Here is a 17,973-nt window from a genome sequence, read left to right on the forward strand (position 1 = left end):
GCCGAGTCCAGCGCTCAAGCTGCTCCCGCTCCTCATCCGTCAGGATCAGTTCGGCCTTGGGTCGTCCAGTTCGCGCCATACTCCAATCCTACAACTTACAGACCGAATTTAAGGCGCAGGACACTAGTCGAGAGGTCGTCTCTCGAGTTGCAGGCGGACCGCGGTCGCAGTGGGGTTCGGCTCGATCCGCTGTACATAGATATATAGCGAGTCTCATCGCCGTGGATGGTGGACCGCGGTCAGCTCTGCTAGCTCGGCGAGTCCCGAGTGAACAGATCCGGCCCTTCTGAACCGGTCTGTCCTCGTGTCCTGACGTGGTGCTCGCCAATCGACCAAACCGAGATGTCGATGCCAGAACGGCTCCTCTGGCCATCGTCCCTGCCGCCATCCCTGAAGGGGGCAGCATCGTTGCGCCACTGCGCATCGTCGTGCGCCCTGGAACAGCGGTCTGTCGGATTCGCCGGTCGCGGCTCTCTTGTCTATACGTACCGGCAGACCTGGTCCGCGCTGCAGGTCTCGGGCTCGGGGTGCGCCGCGTCGTCCCGGAGGTTGGCGATGGTGTCGCGCAAGGCGGTGAGCTGGGCGATCTGCTGCTCGATGTCGCGCAGGCGCGCGTCGAGCAGGTCTCGGACGTGGGCGCACGGGGCGTGGCCGGCGTCGCGGATGTCCACAATCTGGCGGATCTGGGCGAGCGTGAGGCCGGCAGCCTGGCCGCGGTGGACGAAGTCGACGCGCGCGATTGCGTCCGGCGGGTAGTCGCGGTACCCCGACGACGTCCTGTCGGGCGGGGGGAGCAGCCCCTGCTCTTCGTAGAACCTCAGCGTCTTCGCCGTGGTGCCGGCCGCCTCGGCGAATTCCCCGATCCTCATGGCCTCCTCCATCCGTGTCGCGGCCGCGCTTGACCTTCCCCTGTACTGGAAGGTCCAGTATGGCTGAGACGGAGCAGAAATCCAAGGACTGACAGGAGCAGCGATGCCTACCAAGTACGACCTCGCCATCATCGGATCCGGAGGCGGCGCGTTCGCCGCCGCCATCCGCGCGACCACGCTCGGCAAGTCGGTGGCGATGATCGAGCGCGGGACCTTCGGCGGCACGTGCGTGAACACCGGCTGCGTGCCGTCGAAGGCGCTCATCGCCGCCGCTGATGCCCGGCATGTTGCCGTAGACGCCTCGCAGCGGTTCCCCGGCATCGCCACGGCCGCGGGACCGGTGGACATGCCGACGCTGATTGGCGGGAAGCAGGACCTCGTCGAGGGCTTGCGGGGTGAGAAGTACGTGGACGTCGCCAAGTCGTACGGCTGGCACGTACGGCAGGGCGAAGCCGCGTTCGCCGGCACCCCTGAAGCTCCGGTCCTCGAGGTCAGGTCTGCCGAGGGCGCTGTCGAGACGATCGAGGCCGCCCAGTACCTGGTCGCCACAGGCTCACATCCCTGGGCCCCGCCGATCGACGGGCTGGAGGAGGCCGGGTACCTGACCTCCACGACGGCGATGGAGCTGACCGAGGTCCCCGAGTCGCTGCTGGTGCTCGGCGGCGGATACGTGGCGCTGGAGCAGGCCCAGCTGTTCGCCCGCCTCGGATCGAATGTCACCCTCCTGGTGCGCTCCCGGCTGGCCTCGAAGGAGGAGCCGGAGGTGTCCAAGGCGCTGGCCGAGGTCTTCGCCGACGAGGGCATCCGGGTGGTCCGCCGAGCGGTCCCGACCAGCGTCGCTCGCAGCGCCGACGGGAAGGTCATCGTGGCCGCCGACGTGTCCGGCGGTTCGCAGGAGTTCCGCGCCGACCAGCTCCTGGTCGCGCTCGGCCGCCGGCCCGTGACCGATGCCTTGAACCCTGAGGCGGTGGAGGTCAAGACCGGCGAATCCGGGCAGATCGTGGTCTCCGACCAGCTGCAGTCCTCGAACCCCCGGATCTGGGCCGCCGGCGACGTGACCGGGCACCCCGAATTCGTCTACGTCGCCGCCCACCACGGCACTCTGGTCGCCGAGAACGCCTTCGCCGACGCCGAGAGGTCGGTGGACTATGCCCGGTTGCCGCGTGTGACGTTCACCGGGCCTGCCATCGGCGCGGTCGGCATGACCGAGAAGCAGGTCCTCGACGCAGGCATCCGCTGCGACTGCCGGGTGCTGCCGCTGGAGTACGTGCCCCGCGCGCTGGTGAACCGGGACACCCGCGGGTTCATCAAGATGGTCGCCGACGCGGACACCGGAGAGATCCTCGGCCTCACCGCCGTTGCCAAGGACGCCGGAGAGCTCGCCGCTGCCGGAGTCCACGTGCTCGGCAAGAGCGTCGCGGAGGTCGCCGACGCCTGGGCCCCGTACCTGACCATGGCCGAGGGCATCCGGATCGCCGCCAAGGCCTTCACCGCCGACGTCTCGAAGCTGTCCTGCTGCGCCTGACCCGACCCGGAAGCAGCACCTGCCCGAACTCAGAAATGGAGGAAACCGAAATGTCCGACCTCAGCACGCAACTGCCCGATCGGCTCAACAGGCCCGAGGAGACCGGCCTCGACCCCGGCCTGCTGGTCCCGCTGCTGCGGCTGCTCGTCGACGGCGACCCCGTCACGATCGAGCAGCTCGCCACCGCCGCCGGCCGCACCCCTGAGCAGGCCTGCAACGGACTGGCCGCCGTGCCCGACACTGAGTACGACGACCAGGGCCGCATCGTCGGCCAGGGCCTCACCCTGCGCCCGACCCCGCACCGATTCGCCGTGGCCGATCAGGAGCTCTACACCTGGTGCGCCTTGGACACCCTGGTCTTCCCTGGCCTCCTCGACCGGGCGGCCCGCGTGGAGTCTGTCTCCCCGGCCAGCGGCGAGAGGATCGTCGTCGCCGTCAACGTCGACCCTGCCACCGGCGTCACCCGCGTCGAACCCGCGAGCGCCGTCGTGTCCCTGGTGAACCCGGAGCAGATCACCTCGATCCGCTCCTCGTTCTGCGACCAGGTGCACTACTTTACATCTGCAGACGACGCCGCCGGATGGCTCGCTGAGCACCCAGGGGCTCAAGCGGTGCCGGTGATCGAAGCCCATCGGATCGGCATCGAACTCGCTTCCCACCTGCTCGACCGGCTCCGGGCCGACGCCCAGACTGCCGACCGCTGCCACCGCTGCTGCTAGCCGGGCCCCGAATGAAACGAGAACACCGATGACGACCAGACGCGACGACCGACCCGGCGGCGGCCTGGTGCTCGGGGCAGGGGTCGTGCTCCTCATGGCACTGTGCTGCGGTCTGCCGCTGCTCATCGCCGGCGGCGTGCTCGCCGGCCTCGGCGGGATCCTCGCCAACCCCTGTGTGGTAGGCACCGGCATGGCGCTCGTGGTGCTCGTCGTACTCGCCGCCGCCCACCGCCGGACCCGCAGCGACCGCACCGGCCACGACTGCTGCCCGACCATTGATTCCGATCATGCCACCGACACGAAGGAAGACCAGAACCTATGACCACCCCCCCTCACCCGCCGCGCGGCGCTCTCGTTCGCAGGCCTCATGGTCGCAGGACCGCTGGTCCTGACCGCCTGCGGCAAATCTGACGACGCCGCGCCCACAGCCGATGTCGGCTCGCCCGCGGCCGTGACCAGCATCGACGGCAGGCAGGTCAGCCTGCCCGCCGCGGGGAAGCCCACCGCGGTGTTCTTCTTCTCTGTCGGCTGCGGCGAATGCGTCGGCGGGGTCCGATCCCTCGGCGAGGCCGCCGCCAGCGCGGAAGCGAACGGCACCGGTGCCGGATTCCTCGCCGTCGACATGGATCCGCGCGAAACCAAGGAGACTATCGAAGGCTTCATGAAATACGTCGAGGCTGAACGCGTCCCCGCCGCCATCGACCAGGGCGCAACCCTGTCCCAGCGATTCGACGTCGCCGCGCTATCCACGCTCATCATCGTCGATTCCGACGGCCGGGTGACTTTCCGCGCCACCGACCCCGACGCTGAGACGATCATCGGCGAGCTCGAAAAGGCCGGGGCCTGAGCCATGGGTGGACTCCTTGCCCTCGCCTTCGCTGCCGGAATGATCGCCCCGGTCAACCCCTGCGGTCTTGCACTGCTTCCGGCATGGATCACCCACGCGCTGGGCGACGCCGCATCCTCCCCGGCCCCGGTGCGCCTCCTGCGATCGCTGCGGGCAGGCCTCGCCGTGACAATCGGGTTCGCAGGCACGCTGGCGCTGGCGGGTATCGCTGTGAGTGCCGGAGCGCGGAGCCTGATCCAGGCCGCTCCAGCACTGGGGCTCGCCGTCGGCGTCGTGCTCGTCCTGTTCGGCGCGGCGATGCTGGCCGGTCGCTCGTTCTCGCTCCGGCTGCCCGGCATCCCCAGCCGGGTCACGGCGCGTCCGCCGAGCACCGCACGCATGGTCGTCTTCGGGGTCGGCTACGCCGCGGCGTCGCTGTCGTGCACCTTCGGAGTGTTCCTCGCCGTCGTCGCGCAGGCGCAGGCCACAGCCAGCTTCGCCGGCCTGCTCCTCGTCTTCGCCGTCTACGCCGCGGGATCCGCGAGCGTCCTGCTGCTCGTCGCCGTCACCGCTGCCGCTGCCGGTACGGCGCTCTCGCGACGCATTGCCTCACTGGCACGCTATGGCCCCAGGGTCACCGCCGCCGTGCTCATCCTCACCGGGGCCTACCTGGCCTGGTACTGGTACCCGGCCGTCACCGGTGACGCTTCAGCGTTCGGCCGCACCAATGCCGTCGCCGCGGTCGCAACTTCGGTGTCTGACTGGGTCCAGGGGCACGTCGGCGTCGTGACCGGAGTGTCCGTCGCGGCCGTGTTCGTCGCGCTGCTGCTCGGAACCCTCGCCGGACGCCGTCCTATGTCCATCTGGAAGGCCAATGGAGACTGCTGCGACGCCGAGCAAGCGCACTCTGCCGACGACCGGCCGAGCGCGACGACGGAGTGAGCACGACTCTGCCGGAATCTGAGGACGATTGACTCGACGTCGTAACTACCGCCGAGCGCCAAAACTACAGCGCCAAGATCATCTGGCGGCGAATATGGCGGGGAAGACTTCCGGCCCGTACCGAGAAGGTGAGTGGACGCGACGGACGCCCGCTCATCAGGACAATGATCCGAGTCTCGGTCTTGGACTAGGCGCTCGGCTCGGTCGTGCACGACGTGCACGTCCAGAAGATCGGCAAAGCTGCGCTGCGGCTGACGCGCGAACAGGCGAGGACATCACCCGGATCTTCGCTGACCACCTGCTCGAATGTGATGGCAAACGAAAATGAGGTGTCGAAGCTGGGTCTTCGCAGCAGGGATGTAATGTCCATCCGTCGATGGCAGAGGTTTCCTGGACCGTAGATCGCTTGTGGCCGGCTCTTTCCTCGACTGCGCCCGTTCCTCTCAGGCTGAAGTCCTGAGGCTCCGTTCTCGTAACATAGGCACTGTACGTCACCACGCCCGCCGGCGTGAATCCGCCGGTGAACAGTTCAGACCCCTTCGTCACACCTCCCGTAATTCATTGCTCCTATTGTGTGACGCAGGCTACGGGGTGCACCTTCTGGCTGGCTATGGGATCGCTCGACACCCGTGCGAGCGCTGCGGAACGCAGATAGTACGGAAGAAGATCATGAACCGATCGAGCCACCTCTGCCCGGTTTGCCAGCTGGAACGATAGAGGCCCTGCTTCACGCGATGAGTGTTGCTTCGACGCGCCTTGATCAATGCACGTAGGCCCCAGCATCGATCGAATACGCCCCGCCGGATGCAAGAACTCGGTGAAGTAGAACTGAACCGGACTCCGAAGACCGAGGTCGCACTTTCGTGACGAAACATCTCCTGTGGGTGGCGATGTTCAGCTGTTCCAGTTTCATCACGGCTGGGCATTTCGTACGCGATGATTTTCGCCCGGCCTCGGCGAGGCGAGGTTCAGGCAGACCAGGCCGACACCGGCGACCACGAAGACGTCCGCGATGTTCCCGACGAAGAGGCTCCCGTAGGCGAGGAAGTCCGTGACGTGCCCTTGACCGATCGCGGGCGGGTTACCGAGCCGGTCGACGAGGTTGCCGACCGCACCGCCGAGGACCATGCCCAGGGCAAGGCCCCACCGCAAGCCCCGAAGCCGCGCGGCGAACACGACCACCGCCACCGAAGCGAGGACGCCGACGGCCGTGAAGATCCACGTCGATCCCGCGCCGAGCGAGAACGCGGCCCCGGGGTTGTAGACCAGGGACAGGCCGAACAAGTCGCCGAGCAGCGGGACCCGTTCGCCCGGCGTCAGCCGCGCGGCCGCGAGGGCCTTCGTCCCCTGGTCCAGAGCGAGGCCGAGCGCGCCGACGGCGAGAGCTGCGCCGACCGCCCGCCGGGTGGGAGGAGGCGGGGCCTTCTCGTCCGCGACGCCGGCGTCAGCCGTCTCGACGGCATCCGGCACGTTCACGAGGCGGTCTTCCTCGTCCTGGCGGCGCGGAGCCCGTTGAGGATCACTATCACCTCGGCGATCTCGTGCACCAGCACCACCGCTGCGAGGCCGAGCACGCCGAACAGCGCCAGCGGCAGCAGCGCGGTGATGATCAGCAGGGACAGGATGATGTTCTGGTTGATGATGTGCCTGCCGCGGCGGGCGTGGTCGAACGCGCGCGGGAGGAGTCGCAGGTCGTGGCCGGTGAAGGCGACGTCGGCGGACTCGATCGCGGCGTCGGAGCCGGTCGCGCCCATCGCGATGCCGATGTCCGCGGCGGCCAGGGCGGGGGCGTCGTTGATGCCGTCGCCGATCATCGCGACCGAGCCGTGCCTGCCCAGCTCGCTGATCGCGGCGGCCTTGTCCTCGGGACGCAGCTCGGCGCGGACGTCCTCGATCCCGGCCTGCGCGGCCAGCGCCCGGGCGGTGCGGGCGTTGTCGCCGGTGAGCATCGTCACCCCGACGCCCTGGGCGGCGAGGGTGCGGACCACCTCGGGGACCTCGGGGCGCAGCTCGTCGCGGACCCCGATCGCGGCGACCGGGACGTCGTCGCGGTGCACGATCACGACGGTCATGCCCTGCTCCTCCAAGCCCGCGACCTGGTCCTTGAGCGTCCCGGCGTCCAGCCAGCGGGGGCTGCCGACGGTGACCCGGGCCCCGTCGAGGGTGCCCTCGATGCCGTGCCCGGCCTGCTCGGTCACGTCCAGGGCGGCGGGGGCTCCGGGCGAGGCGGCGGTGATCGCGGCGGCCAGCGGGTGGGTGCTGTGCTGCTCCAGGGACGCCGCCCACGCCAATGCCCGCGCCTCGTCCACTCCGTCGGCGGTGAGGACGGCGGTAACGGCGGGCTCGTTGCGGGTGAGGGTGTCGGTCTTGTCGACGGCGACGTGGCGGATCACGCCGAACCGCTCGAACACGGCACCGGATTTGATGATCACGCCGAATCTGCTCGCCGAGCCGATCGCGGCGACGACGGTCAGCGGGACGGAGATCGCCAGCGCGCACGGCGACGCGGCGACGAGCACCACGAGGGCGCGGGTGATCCACAGCTCCGGGTCGCCCAGCAGCGAGCCGATGACCGCGACGAGAGCGGCGAGGATCAGCACGCCAGGCACGAGCGGCCGGGCGATGCGGTCGGCCAGGCGGGCACGGTCCCCCTTCTCGGCCTGCGCCTGCTCCACCAGCTCCACGATCGTGGTCAGCGAGTTGTCGGTACCCGCCGCGGTCGTCTCGACCTCCAGGGCACCGGCAGTGTTGATCGCCCCGGCCGACACCGCGTCGCCGGGCTCGACCTCCACCGGGATCGACTCCCCGGTGATCGCCGAGGTGTCCAGGCTCGACCGGCCCGTGCGGACGATCCCGTCGGTCGCGATCCGCTCACCCGGACGCACGAGCATCAGCTGACCAACGGCCAGATCCTTCGCGGCGACCTCCACGGACGCGCCATCCCGCCGGATGGTCGCGGTCTCCGGGACCAGCTTGAGCAGCGCCCGCAGCCCGCCGCGGGCGCGGTCCATCGCCTTGTCCTCCAGCGCCTCGGCGATCGAGTACAAGAACGCCAGCGCCGCGGCCTCCTCGACGTAGCCGAGGATGACCGCGCCCACCGCGCTGATCGTCATCAGCAGCCCGATGCCCAGCTTGCCCTTGAACAGCTTGCGGACCGCGCCCGGGGTGAACGTCGACGCACCCAGCAGCAGGCCGATCCAGAACGCCACCAGCGACGGGATCTCCGCCCCCGTCCATTCCAGGACCAGGCCCGTGCCGAAGGCGACGCCGGAGAGCACCGGGACCATGATCCCGCGGTCACGCCACCACGGGCGCTCCCGCTCCTCCTCGGCCTCCTCGCCGACCCGGGTCTCCGGCTCGTCGCACCCGCACGCCGCGCTCACGCGCCCGCTCCAGTCCCGCAGCAGCCCGGCACCGTGCACTCGGCGTCCACGCACGGCGCGTGCTCGTCCACGGCCAGCGTCACGTCCACCAGCGCCGTGAGCGCCGCCGCGAGGTGCGGGTCGGCGATCTCGTAGCGCGTCTGCCGCCCCTCGGGCTCGGCGACCACGATCCCGCAGTCACGAAGACAGGTCAGGTGGTTCGACACGTTCGAGCGCGTCAGCTCCAGCTCGCGCGAGAGCACGGCCGGGTAGCTCGGCCCGTCCAACAGGGTCATCAGGATCCGGGAGCGCGTCGGGTCCGCCATGGCCCGGCCCAGCCGGTTCATGACGTCGAGGCGAGAAGCAATAGTCAGCATGCACTGAACTATACAGCAATGGCTGACCTATTGGCTATTACTGATGGGGCACCGGCGCGGTCCGTGCGAAGGCCCGGAACGCGCACTCGGACCGGCACTGCTCGTCGCTGTCCGGGCAGTCGTCGACGTGGGCCTGCGCCGCGCTCAGTTGTTCCTGGAGTACGGTCAGGATGCTGATCTGCCGTTCGACGGCGGCGATCTGCTCGGCCAGCAGCGGCTGCAGCGCGACCTTGACGCCGGTGCAGGTGCCCGTGTCGGCGAGCTCCAAGAGGCGGCGGATCTCGGGCAGTTCGAGTCCGAGCCGCTTGGCTGAAGCGATGAAGTCGAGCCGCTCGAGGTGGCCCTCGTCGAAGTCCCGGTATCCGTTCGGGCTCCGGCGCGCCGCGAGGAAGCCGAGGCGCTCGTAGTAGCGCAGCGTGCTCGCCGGCACTCCGCTGCGCTCGGCGACCTCGGAGATCTTCATGCTTCGAGCCTATGCTTCGCTAGCTTGACCTTCAACCCGGGTTCAAGGTCTAACGTTTTTCTGTAGGCGGGATTGCCCGCCCTTGCACGTGATGAGGGAGAACAGATGCAGATGAGCGTGGAATGGATGGAGCGGCACCAGGTCGCGCTCTATGTCGCGGGGCTGGCGATCGGGGCCGTCGTCGGGCTGGCCTGGCCCGTGGTCGCCTACCCGGCCGAGCTGGCGATCCACCCAGTGCTCGCGCTGCTGCTCTACGCCACGTTCCTCGGCATCCCGTTCGGCAGAATCGGGCACGCCTTCCGCGACTGGCGCTTCCTCGCCGCGATCCTCGTCGTGAACTTCGTGCTGGTGCCCGCCGTCGTCTGGCTGCTGTCGGGGATCGTGGCCCACGACCAGGTGCTCCTCGTCGGCGTGCTGTTCGTGCTGCTGACCCCGTGCATCGACTATGTGATCGTCTTCGCCGGGCTTGCCGGCGGCGACGAGGAGAAGCTCTTGGCAGCCGCCCCGCTGCTGATGCTCACCCAAATGCTCCTGCTGCCGCTGTACCTATGGCTGTTCGTCGGAGCGGAGTTCGTGGGGTCCGTGGAGTTCGCGCCGTTCGTCGAGGCCTTCGTGCTCATCATCGCCCTGCCCCTCGTGGGCGCGGCGCTGACCCAGCTGTCCGCGGCCAGATCGCGCGCCGCGCGCAGGGTCGAACAGGCGGTCATGGGCGCGATGGTGCCGCTCATGGTCGCCACGCTCGCGGTCGTCGTCGCCTCGCAGATCGCTGGCGTGAGCGCGCGGCTCGGCTCTCTGCTCCTCGCGGTGCCGGTCTACGTCCTCTTCGCCGCCGTGATGGTGCCGGTCGGGATGCTGGCGGGCAGAGTCGCGGGCCTCGACGTGCCGGGCAGACGGGCGATCGTGTTCAGCGGCGCGACCCGGAACTCACTCGTCGTGCTGCCGCTGGTGCTCGCGCTGCCCGCGGCGTTCGACCTCGCGCCCCTCGTGGTCGTCACGCAGACCCTGGTCGAGCTGGTCGTCATGGTGGTTTTCGTGCGACTGATCCCGTGGATCATCCGCGTGGCTCACGATCCTGAGATAGGACCGGCGAAGTCCGTGTCGTAGAAGCCTCGTGCAACGGGGGTGCCGGGATCCCTCAATCAGAGAAGTGCCGAAGGCGGGCCTCGGCTCTCGTCAGGGCGGCCGGCGGGCGTCGCTCAGGTCCCCACTACCACCTGATCGAACAGAAGGCCAAGAGAAGGAGAAGTGGAGGCCGGGACTGCTTCGATGGCGAAGGCGTCCTGTGCGCACGGGTCGCGGATGCCCGATCCTTCCTTCGATCGGGCAGTTGGTAGGTTGACGTCGTGAGGCCGTACTCTGGTGTGGAGGCAGCACACATCATACGCACGTCACTTAGCGGTGAAGTAGCCTCTGACCAGCGAAAACGCCATCGTCTTACTCTCCCAGTTTTTCAATGTATCTATCGTGGGAAGTAGGGCTACTTAAACATTGCATTAAAGCGGGTCGAAGGAGGCCGTTCACTCCAATGTCGCGATTGGCAGTGCCGGTCAGCGGGCCGGCGTCAACGAATCATACCCCGGTCTGACTTGGCACGACAGGCTCTGACCAAGCGCCTCGATAGCCCGACCTGTTCAGTAGCGCACCGCCGTAGCCCTGGGTCCCGGACACTGCGAGGTGCTACCCGTGCCTGAACTTCCTGAGGTCGAGGTCGTGCGCCGTGGACTCGACGATCATGTCCGTGGCCGGACGATCGCCTCGGCCACTATTCTGCATCCGCGTGCGGCCCGCCGTCATGTGCGCGGTACGGAGGATTTGGCCGCACGGATGGTCGGGGCGACGATCACGGGGACTGCCCGCCGCGGTAAGTACCTGTGGCTGATCCTGGACGGCGAGGACGCACTACTGGCTCACCTGGGGATGAGCGGGCAGATGCTCATCACGTCGCCTGATGCTGCCGTCGCTGCGCACGAGCGGGCGCGGATCACCTTCACCGACGGCGGCCACGATCTGCGGTTCGATGACCAGCGCACGTTCGGGCATCTGATGTACGACGAAGGCGGAGCGGTGCTACCCTCGCCGATCGCCCACATCGCGCGGGATCCGTTCGATCCGCTGTTCGACCAGCCGGCAGCAGTTGCGTTGATCAAGGCCAAAAAAACCGGCATCAAGCGCGTGCTGCTGGACCAGACGGTAGTGTCCGGCATCGGGAACATCTACGCCGACGAAGCACTCTGGGCTGCCAAGGTGCACGGGGAGACGGCGGCATCGTCCTTGAGCAAGCCAAGGATCTCAACGCTGATCGATGCTGCGCGCGACGTCATGGCCGCCGCGCTAAACCAAGGCGGAACCTCGTTCGATTCCCTCTATGTCGACGTGGCCGGCAGCAGCGGTTATTTTGCCCGCAGCCTGAATGCCTACGGTCGTACCGGCCAGCCTTGCACGCGCTGCGGGACGCCGATCGTGCGGGAACAATTCATGAACCGCTCGAGCCACTCGTGTCCGATCTGCCAGCGAAAATCGACAACGACCCTAGCGTGATGAGGAGTTTGCCTGAGGAGGCCAGGTCACGGACGTTGAGCAGACAGATGTGGAGAAAGTGCTCAGGGCTCCCGCGGACGACACAAGCTGTCCGTTCAGGGCACGAGCGAGAGCAGCACTCCTCCAGCAGCGCCGACGATCACGACGACCCACGGCGGCAGCTTCCACGCGATCAGGAGCACGAAGCAGACCAGCGCGAGAGCGAACGGGCCGGGGCCAGTGATCGCGGTGGAGAACACCGGGGAGTACAGGGCTGCGGCGAGGATACCGACGACCGCGGCGTTGGCTCCGCGCATCACGGCCTGGGCCCAGGGGCGCTGGCGCAGCGAGTTCCAGAACGGCAGCACGCCGACCAGGAGCAGGAATCCGGGCAGGAAGACGGCGACAAGGGCGATCGCCGCTCCGAGGACTCCGCCGGGCCCAGTGGTCGATGCCGTGCCCAGGAACGCGGCGAAGGTGAACAGCGGCCCGGGCACCGCCTGCGCAGCACCGTAGCCGGCCAGGAACTGCTGGTCGCCCACCCACCCGGTCTCGACGACTCCGGACTGGAGCAGCGGCAGGACGACATGCCCGCCGCCGAAGACCAGGGAGCCCGCGCGGTAAAAGGCGTCGAAGAGCGCTAGACCTCCTGAGCCCGTCGCGATCACTGCCACTGGCAGGCCGAGCAGCAGGATCCCGAACAGGACCAGGCTCGCTGCGCCGACGCCGCGCCGGACGGGGAAGTGCAGCGCCCCGCCGGTCGCCATGCTCGCAGCACGGCAGAAGAAGTACCCGGCGACCGCGCCGAGCGCGATCGCGATGACCTGCCCTGACGATCCGGCCAGCAGCAGGGCCGCGGCCGCGGCGACGGCTGCGATCGACGCGCGCTGCCTGTCGGGAGCCAGGCTCTTCGCCATCCCCAGGACCGCCTGGGCGACGATGGCGACCGCGACTATCTTCAGCCCGATGAGCAGTCCCTCGGCGACGGGGCCGGTGAACAGCGACGCCCCGTAGGCGAACGCGACCATCAGCGCCGCCGATGGCAACGTAAAGGCGAGGAACGCCGCCAGCGCGCCGAGGGCCCCGGCGCGGTGCATGCCGATCGCGAACCCGACCTGGCTCGACGCGGGGCCCGGCAGGAACTGGCAGAGCGCGACGAGGTCGGCGTACTCCCTGTCGTCCAGCCACTTCCGGCGCTCGACGGCCTCGGTGCGGAAGTAGCCCAGGTGCGCGATCGGTCCGCCGAAGGAGGTGACGCCGAGCCTGAGGAAGACGCGGAACACCTCCCAGGCGGAGCCTCCCACGGCTCTCGTCGGTGCGGACACGGCATCAGTCATGTTCGGGTTCCTCTCGGGTGAAGATCTGGACGCGCTCCCGCGCTTGGGCGAGCCCTTCGCGTCCCTTGTCGGTGACGGAGTAGTACTTGCGCACCGTGCGTCCGTCGCGCTCGGAGCGCATGGTCAGATATCCGTCGGCGACCATCCGGCGCAGCATCGGGTATAGCGTCCCGGGCGAAAGCCGGTAGCCATGGCCTGCGAGCTCCTCGATCATCCACGCCCCGTAGATCTCCTCCTGCGCTGCGTGGTGCAGGACGTGCATGCGCACGAGCCCGGACAATAGGTCGTGGTGCTCGAACTCCGTCGAAGCGTCGTCGTTGGACTCCATGTCAGCAACGTGCATCGATATCGACTACAGATAGTGAGTCAAGGACTCGGAGTCGCCTGTCTCGATGATTCAACGAACAGCTGAAGTGTCACGAGACGGCGGGGGCTTCTGCTCCGGTGCGAGAAAGTTCGATCCCCAGCAGCGCGAGCGAACGCCTTTCGTTCTTGCAGAGGTTCGCTCAGTCTTCAGATGCGAGCTCCGTGGCGAGCTCGCGGACCTTCCCGAAGATCTCATCACGGATCAGGCGCATCCGATCCTCGCCCTCGATGCCCCGCGTCGACGGCTCGTCGATCACCCAGGTCTCGAGGACCCCGGCCATTCCCGGCACGGGCTCGACCACGGCTTCCTCGCCGACGACGACGACGCGGTCCACGGAAAGCAGGAGGCCCGGGTCGATCGGCTTCGGGTGCTCGCCGTCCATGCTCGCCCCGACCTCGGAGACGGACGCGGCGGACATGGCGTTGAGCTCGGACCCCGGGGCCGTGCCCGCGGAGTGGACTTGGACGGCGTCGCCGGCGAGCTTGCGCATGAGCGCGGCGGCCATCTGGGACTTCCCGCCGTTCTTCTTGCAGACGAACAGCACCGAAGGCTGGCGCTCGTCCTGCTGCTGCGGGGCGGCCGGGGGGAGCAGTTCCTCGATGAGCGCTTCGATGCGCGAGCGGATCTCGTCGCGGATGGGCCGGACCGCCTCGATGCCCTGCCCTGCCGGGTCCTCGAGCTTCCAGTCCTCGTAGCGCTTGCCGGGGAAGAACGGGCAGGCGTCGCCGCAGCCCATGGTGATCACGACGTCGGAGTCCTGCACGGCCTCGGTCGTGAGGACCTTGGGCTGCTCGGCGGTGATGTCGATGCCCTCTTCGCGCATGGCCTCGACCGCGATCGGGTTGATCTGGTCGGCGGGCATCGATCCTGCGGAGCGGACCTCGATGCGGTGGCCGGCGAGGTCGCGGAGGTAGCCGGCGGCCATCTGGGAGCGTCCGGCGTTGTGGACGCAGACGAACAGGACGGAGGGCTTCTGGTCGGTCATGAGGTTCCTTCGGTTTCAGTCGGTGAGGAGCGTGTCGAGCAGCTTGCGGACACGGGATTCGATGTCGTCGCGGATGGCCGCGACGCCCTCGGGCGAGGCGAGGGCCGGGTCTCCCACGGCCCAGTCCTCGTAGCGGACTCCGGGGATGACCGGGCACACATCGCCGCATCCCATGGTCACGACCACGTCGGCGGCGCGCACGGCGTCGTCGGTGAGCGGCTTCGGGAAGCGCTGAGATGCGTCGTCTCCCTCTATCTCCGCGAGCAGGGACCTGACGTGCGGGTGCACGTCCGCGGCCGGGGTAGATCCGGCCGAGCGGGCGATCACCCGTCCGCCGGAGAGCCGGCTGACCAGGGCGGCGGCGAGCTGGGAGCGGCCGGCGTTCGCGACGCAGACGAACAGCACCTGGGGTGCGGCGCTCTCGCGGTCTCGGGTGAGGTCGGCCAGGCGCTGCCTCGCGAACCGTTCGGTCAGCGGCACGATGTAGCGGGTGATCTTCGCGCTGCGGGCCAGTGCGGCGTAGGACTCCCGCACGATGCCAGTCACGGTCTCGGGCGGCAGGGCCGGGGTCGCGGCCGCGAGGTCCGCGGCGAGATGGGCGATCTGCGCGTCCGTGTCCGCAGGGTCCTCGTCAGGCAGTGCCTCGGGCGCTGCCTCGGCGATGGCCGCCGGCGCGAAGGCGTCCAGCAGTGCGGTCACCGCCGAACGGCGTGCCGGGTTGATGCGGTACCAGACCCAGGTGCCGCGGCGTTCGGCGTCCAACAGGCCCACGTTCTTGAGGACCTTCAGGTGGTGGGAGACCGTGGGCTGGGAGACCTCGGCGAGCTCGGCGAGGTCGCACACGCAGGACTCTCCGCGCGGGTCTGCCGCGATCGCCGAGAGCATCCGCAGCCGGAAGGGGTCGCCCAGCGCCTTCAACGCGCTCGCGACCGTGGCCGCGACCTCAGTGCTGATCGCGTGCGACGCTGTCGGCGCGCACGGCTCGGGCAGCAGGATGTCCTCGCTCATCATGTCCTCGATTCAGTGATGGTTTCAGCGGCGTACGGGTCTGTGCGGAACCATGCGCGGGCGGCCCAGAGCGAGACGTAGACGAGCCCCACCAGGACAGGGACCTCGATGAGGGGCCCGACGACGCCTGCCAGCGCCTGGCCGGACGCCGCCCCGAAGGTGCCGATCGCGACGGCGATCGCGAGCTCGAAGTTGTTGCCCGCCGCGGTGAAGGCCAGGGTCGTCGACCGCGCGTAGCCGAGGCCGATGCCCTTGCCGAGCAGGAGCCCGACGAACCACATCAGGCCGAAGTACACCAGCAGCGGCAGCGCGATCCGTGCGACGTCCAGCGGCTTGCCCAGCACCGCGTCTCCCTGCAGGGCGAACAGCAGCACGATGGTGAAAAGCAGGCCGTAGAGGGCCCAGGGACCGACCTTCGGGATGAACTTCTCCTCGTACCAATCCCGTCCGCGCCGCTTCTCGCCGATCCATCGCGAGGCGAAGCCCGCGACGAGCGGCACGCCGAGGAACACCAGCACGTTCAGCGCGATCTGCCAGACCGAGACCTCCAGCCCCTGAGCATCCAGGCCCAGCCAGCCGGGCAGCACCGTCAGGTAGAACCAGCCGAGCACGGAGAACATCACGACCTGGAACACCGAGTTGATCGCCACGAGCACCGCGGTCGCCTCGCGGTCGCCGCAGGCGAGGTCGTTCCAGATCACGACCATGGCGATGCAGCGCGCGAGGCCCACGATGATGAGGCCGGTGCGGTACTCGGGCAGGTCTGGCAGGAAGATCCACGCGAGGGCGAACATCACGGCGGGGCCGACCAGCCAGTTCAGCACAAGCGAGGAGGCCAGCAGCTTCTTGTCGCCGGTGACGGCGGCGACCTTGTCGTAGCGGACCTTCGCGAGCACCGGGTACATCATCACCAGCAGCCCGAGCCCGATCGGGACCGAGATCCCGCCGACCTCCAGATGGCTCAGCAGGTCTGACAGTGCAGGGAGGAATCGGCCTAGAAGGAGTCCCGCGACCATGGCGAGGCCGATCCACAGCGGCAGCCACTTGTCGAGCGTGGAGAGCCGTTTCGGCGCGATGCGGGCAGTAGCAGTGGATGCGGCGGTCATGCGAGCAGCTCCTCGAGCTTCGCGGCGATGGCAGGCTTCGGATGCGCGCCGATCAGCACATCGACCCGTTCTCCGCCCTTGTAGAAGGCGAGGGTCGGGATGGATGTCACCCCGGCTGCTGTCACGGTCTCCGGGTTCTGGTCGGCGTCCACCTTGACGATCCGGGCACGACCGTCGTACTCCTCGGCGAGCTGGTCCAGGATCGGAGCGATCGCCTTGCACGGCCCGCACCAGGTGGCCCAGATGTCGACGATGACAGGTAGTTCCGACTCAGTCACCTCGGCTTGGAAAGTGGAGTCGGTGACGTGGGCAATGGTGCTCATGCGGAGACCTCCAGGACGGGCTCCGCGTGGGTAGCAGGAGCAAGATTCGACAGGTAGTGCTGGGCGTCCTGCGCGGCGGCGCAGCCGGTGCCGGCGGCGGTGATCGCCTGCCGGTACGTGTGATCCACCAGATCGCCGGCCGCGAAGACGCCCGGCAGGCTAGTCCGCGTCGACGGGTGGGCCACCTGTACATAGCCGTCGGAATCGATGCCGACCTGACCGGCCACGAGTTCGGAGCGCGGATCGTGCCCGATCGCGACGAATACCCCGGTGACGTCGAGAGCGCGCTCGGCCCCGCTGGTGGTGTCGCGCAGCCGCAACCCGGTCACTCGCTCGTCGCCGAGGATCTCGGCGACCTCGCTGTTCCATGCCACCTCGACCTTCGGGTGCTCCATGACGCGCTGGGCCATGATCTTCGACGCCCGGAACTCGTCACGCCGGTGGACCACGGTCACCTTCGAAGCGAACCGGGCGAGGAACAAGGCCTCCTCCATCGCGGAGTCTCCGCCGCCGACCACAGCGATCTGCTGATCTCGGAAGAAGAAGCCGTCGCAGGTGGCGCACCAGGAGACGCCGTGCCCGGACAAACGATCCTCCTCGGGGAGGCCGAGCTTCCGGTAGGCCGAGCCCATCGTCAGGATCACCGCGCGGGCTCGATACGTCACGCCATTCCCGGTCTCGACCATCTTCACGCCGTCGTCGAGGCTGAGGCGGATCGCATCGTCATAGACGATCTCGGCACCGAAGCGCTCGGCCTGCGCACGCATCGCCTCCATCAGCTCCGGTCCCTGGACGCCGTCCACGAAGCCGGGGAAGTTCTCCACCTCGGTCGTCGTCATCAGCGCGCCGCCGGCCGTGACCGAACCGGCGATCAACACTGGGGCGAGGCCTGCTCGCGCCGCGTAGACCGCGGCAGTGTATCCGGCAGGGCCCGATCCGACGATGACCAACTCAGTATCTTGATTCGACATGTTTCTATATTGAAGGATGTCGAATCAATGGGTCAAGCTGGCACATGAGGGTTCACTCGATGTTCACCTTGGATGTCGCCGCACCACGCACCCGCCAGGGTTGGAGCGGCCGCATGGCGGCGTGCATTGGATGCGCCTACGCCCTCAAATCCGGATGACGCACCGCGTTCCTGCACCAGGTGGCCGCATGGCGCAGCCCACGCACAGATCGGACCTTTCCCTTGAACTCAGTGGAGCGAGGGGAGTGGGCCAATGTCCGGACCGCGCCGCCTCTGA

Annotated in this window: 20 protein-coding genes and 1 pseudogene; 8 read left to right on the forward strand and 13 right to left on the reverse strand. The window is 68.4% G+C overall.

The window, feature by feature from the left end; genetic code table 11:
* Positions 1 to 479: 479 nt before the first annotated feature.
* A complete protein-coding gene (locus BC102111_RS14645) occupies positions 480 to 869 on the reverse strand; it encodes a heavy metal-responsive transcriptional regulator (protein ID WP_009378277.1) in 390 nt (129 codons plus the stop codon).
* A gap of 103 nt (positions 870 to 972) precedes the next feature.
* Between BC102111_RS14645 and merA the strand changes: the two genes are divergently transcribed.
* From merA to BC102111_RS18065, 6 genes are all read left to right on the forward strand, one after another.
* On the forward strand, positions 973 to 2,394 hold the full coding sequence (gene merA, locus BC102111_RS14650; protein WP_009378282.1) for a mercury(II) reductase: 1,422 nt from the start codon (positions 973 to 975) through the stop codon (positions 2,392 to 2,394).
* A gap of 50 nt (positions 2,395 to 2,444) precedes the next feature.
* Positions 2,445 to 3,113, forward strand: a complete 669-nt coding sequence (merB, locus tag BC102111_RS14655; RefSeq protein WP_009378283.1) for an organomercurial lyase MerB — start codon at positions 2,445 to 2,447, stop codon at positions 3,111 to 3,113.
* Positions 3,114 to 3,141: 28 nt separating this feature from the next.
* On the forward strand, positions 3,142 to 3,435 hold the full coding sequence (gene merT, locus BC102111_RS14660; protein WP_009378284.1) for a mercuric ion transporter MerT: 294 nt from the start codon (positions 3,142 to 3,144) through the stop codon (positions 3,433 to 3,435).
* A 45-nt stretch (positions 3,436 to 3,480) separates the two neighbouring features.
* Entirely contained in the window at positions 3,481 to 3,960 is a 480-nt protein-coding gene (locus BC102111_RS14665; RefSeq protein ID WP_009378285.1) for a TlpA family protein disulfide reductase, read from the forward strand.
* A gap of 3 nt (positions 3,961 to 3,963) precedes the next feature.
* Positions 3,964 to 4,881: a cytochrome c biogenesis CcdA family protein gene (locus tag BC102111_RS14670; protein ID WP_009378292.1), complete on the forward strand. Its 918-nt coding sequence runs from the start codon at positions 3,964 to 3,966 to the stop codon at positions 4,879 to 4,881.
* Positions 4,882 to 5,472: 591 nt separating this feature from the next.
* Positions 5,473 to 5,598, forward strand: coding sequence for a zinc finger domain-containing protein (locus tag BC102111_RS18065; protein ID WP_223289965.1), 126 nt, complete (start codon positions 5,473 to 5,475; stop codon positions 5,596 to 5,598).
* A gap of 195 nt (positions 5,599 to 5,793) precedes the next feature.
* Here BC102111_RS18065 and lspA read toward each other — a convergent pair whose 3' ends face one another.
* From lspA to BC102111_RS14700, 4 genes are read right to left on the reverse strand one after another with little or no spacing between them, the layout of a single operon-like run.
* Positions 5,794 to 6,357, reverse strand: coding sequence for a signal peptidase II (lspA, locus tag BC102111_RS14685; protein ID WP_009378298.1), 564 nt, complete (start codon positions 6,355 to 6,357; stop codon positions 5,794 to 5,796).
* Positions 6,354 to 8,264 (reverse strand): heavy metal translocating P-type ATPase, encoded by a 1,911-nt coding sequence (locus tag BC102111_RS14690; RefSeq protein WP_180960663.1) that lies wholly within the window; start codon positions 8,262 to 8,264, stop codon positions 6,354 to 6,356. The genes lspA and BC102111_RS14690 overlap by 4 nt, the downstream gene beginning before the upstream one ends.
* On the reverse strand, positions 8,261 to 8,620 hold the full coding sequence (cmtR, locus tag BC102111_RS14695) for a Cd(II)/Pb(II)-sensing metalloregulatory transcriptional regulator CmtR (protein WP_007633539.1): 360 nt from the start codon (positions 8,618 to 8,620) through the stop codon (positions 8,261 to 8,263). Before cmtR ends, BC102111_RS14690 begins: the two co-directional genes overlap by 4 nt.
* Before the next feature lie 37 nt (positions 8,621 to 8,657).
* Positions 8,658 to 9,083, reverse strand: coding sequence for a MerR family transcriptional regulator (locus BC102111_RS14700; protein ID WP_009378303.1), 426 nt, complete (start codon positions 9,081 to 9,083; stop codon positions 8,658 to 8,660).
* 105 nt (positions 9,084 to 9,188) lie between these two features.
* Between BC102111_RS14700 and BC102111_RS14705 the strand changes: the two genes are divergently transcribed.
* Together BC102111_RS14705 and mutM are read left to right on the forward strand one after the other, a co-directional pair.
* On the forward strand, positions 9,189 to 10,187 hold the full coding sequence (locus BC102111_RS14705) for an arsenic resistance protein (RefSeq protein ID WP_009378305.1): 999 nt from the start codon (positions 9,189 to 9,191) through the stop codon (positions 10,185 to 10,187).
* 579 nt (positions 10,188 to 10,766) lie between these two features.
* Complete coding sequence (mutM, locus tag BC102111_RS14710) at positions 10,767 to 11,621, forward strand: bifunctional DNA-formamidopyrimidine glycosylase/DNA-(apurinic or apyrimidinic site) lyase (RefSeq protein ID WP_040341758.1); 855 nt, start codon at positions 10,767 to 10,769, stop codon at positions 11,619 to 11,621.
* 95 nt (positions 11,622 to 11,716) lie between these two features.
* Here the strand turns inward: mutM and chrA are convergent, their stop codons facing one another.
* The 8 genes and pseudogenes from chrA to trxB all read right to left on the reverse strand — a co-directional run bounded on the left by chrA (position 11,717) and on the right by trxB (position 17,697).
* Entirely contained in the window at positions 11,717 to 12,937 is a 1,221-nt protein-coding gene (gene chrA / locus BC102111_RS14715; protein WP_009378308.1) for a chromate efflux transporter, read from the reverse strand.
* Positions 12,930 to 13,280: a PadR family transcriptional regulator gene (locus BC102111_RS14720; protein WP_009378310.1), complete on the reverse strand. Its 351-nt coding sequence runs from the start codon at positions 13,278 to 13,280 to the stop codon at positions 12,930 to 12,932. The genes chrA and BC102111_RS14720 overlap by 8 nt, the downstream gene beginning before the upstream one ends.
* Before the next feature lie 163 nt (positions 13,281 to 13,443).
* Positions 13,444 to 13,848, reverse strand: coding sequence for an arsenate-mycothiol transferase ArsC (locus tag BC102111_RS18070; RefSeq protein WP_223289987.1), 405 nt, complete (start codon positions 13,846 to 13,848; stop codon positions 13,444 to 13,446).
* Positions 13,849 to 13,890: 42 nt separating this feature from the next.
* A pseudogene (locus BC102111_RS18075) lies at positions 13,891 to 14,289 on the reverse strand (arsenate reductase ArsC); the annotation flags it as partial.
* Between the two features lie 15 nt (positions 14,290 to 14,304).
* Positions 14,305 to 15,297 (reverse strand): metalloregulator ArsR/SmtB family transcription factor, encoded by a 993-nt coding sequence (locus tag BC102111_RS14730; protein WP_101624748.1) that lies wholly within the window; start codon positions 15,295 to 15,297, stop codon positions 14,305 to 14,307.
* Positions 15,297 to 16,403 (reverse strand): ACR3 family arsenite efflux transporter, encoded by a 1,107-nt coding sequence (gene arsB, locus BC102111_RS14735; protein WP_009378318.1) that lies wholly within the window; start codon positions 16,401 to 16,403, stop codon positions 15,297 to 15,299. The genes BC102111_RS14730 and arsB overlap by 1 nt, the downstream gene beginning before the upstream one ends.
* Positions 16,400 to 16,726, reverse strand: coding sequence for a thioredoxin (gene trxA, locus BC102111_RS14740; protein ID WP_063249033.1), 327 nt, complete (start codon positions 16,724 to 16,726; stop codon positions 16,400 to 16,402). Before trxA ends, arsB begins: the two co-directional genes overlap by 4 nt.
* Positions 16,723 to 17,697 carry a thioredoxin-disulfide reductase gene (gene trxB, locus BC102111_RS14745; protein WP_040341762.1) on the reverse strand — a complete coding sequence of 325 codons (975 nt, stop codon included), beginning with the start codon at positions 17,695 to 17,697 and terminating at the stop codon, positions 16,723 to 16,725. Before trxB ends, trxA begins: the two co-directional genes overlap by 4 nt.
* Positions 17,698 to 17,973: the final 276 nt, after the last annotated feature.

Source organism: Brevibacterium casei CIP 102111, from assembly GCF_900169275.1.
GTDB lineage: Bacteria > Actinomycetota > Actinomycetes > Actinomycetales > Brevibacteriaceae > Brevibacterium > Brevibacterium casei.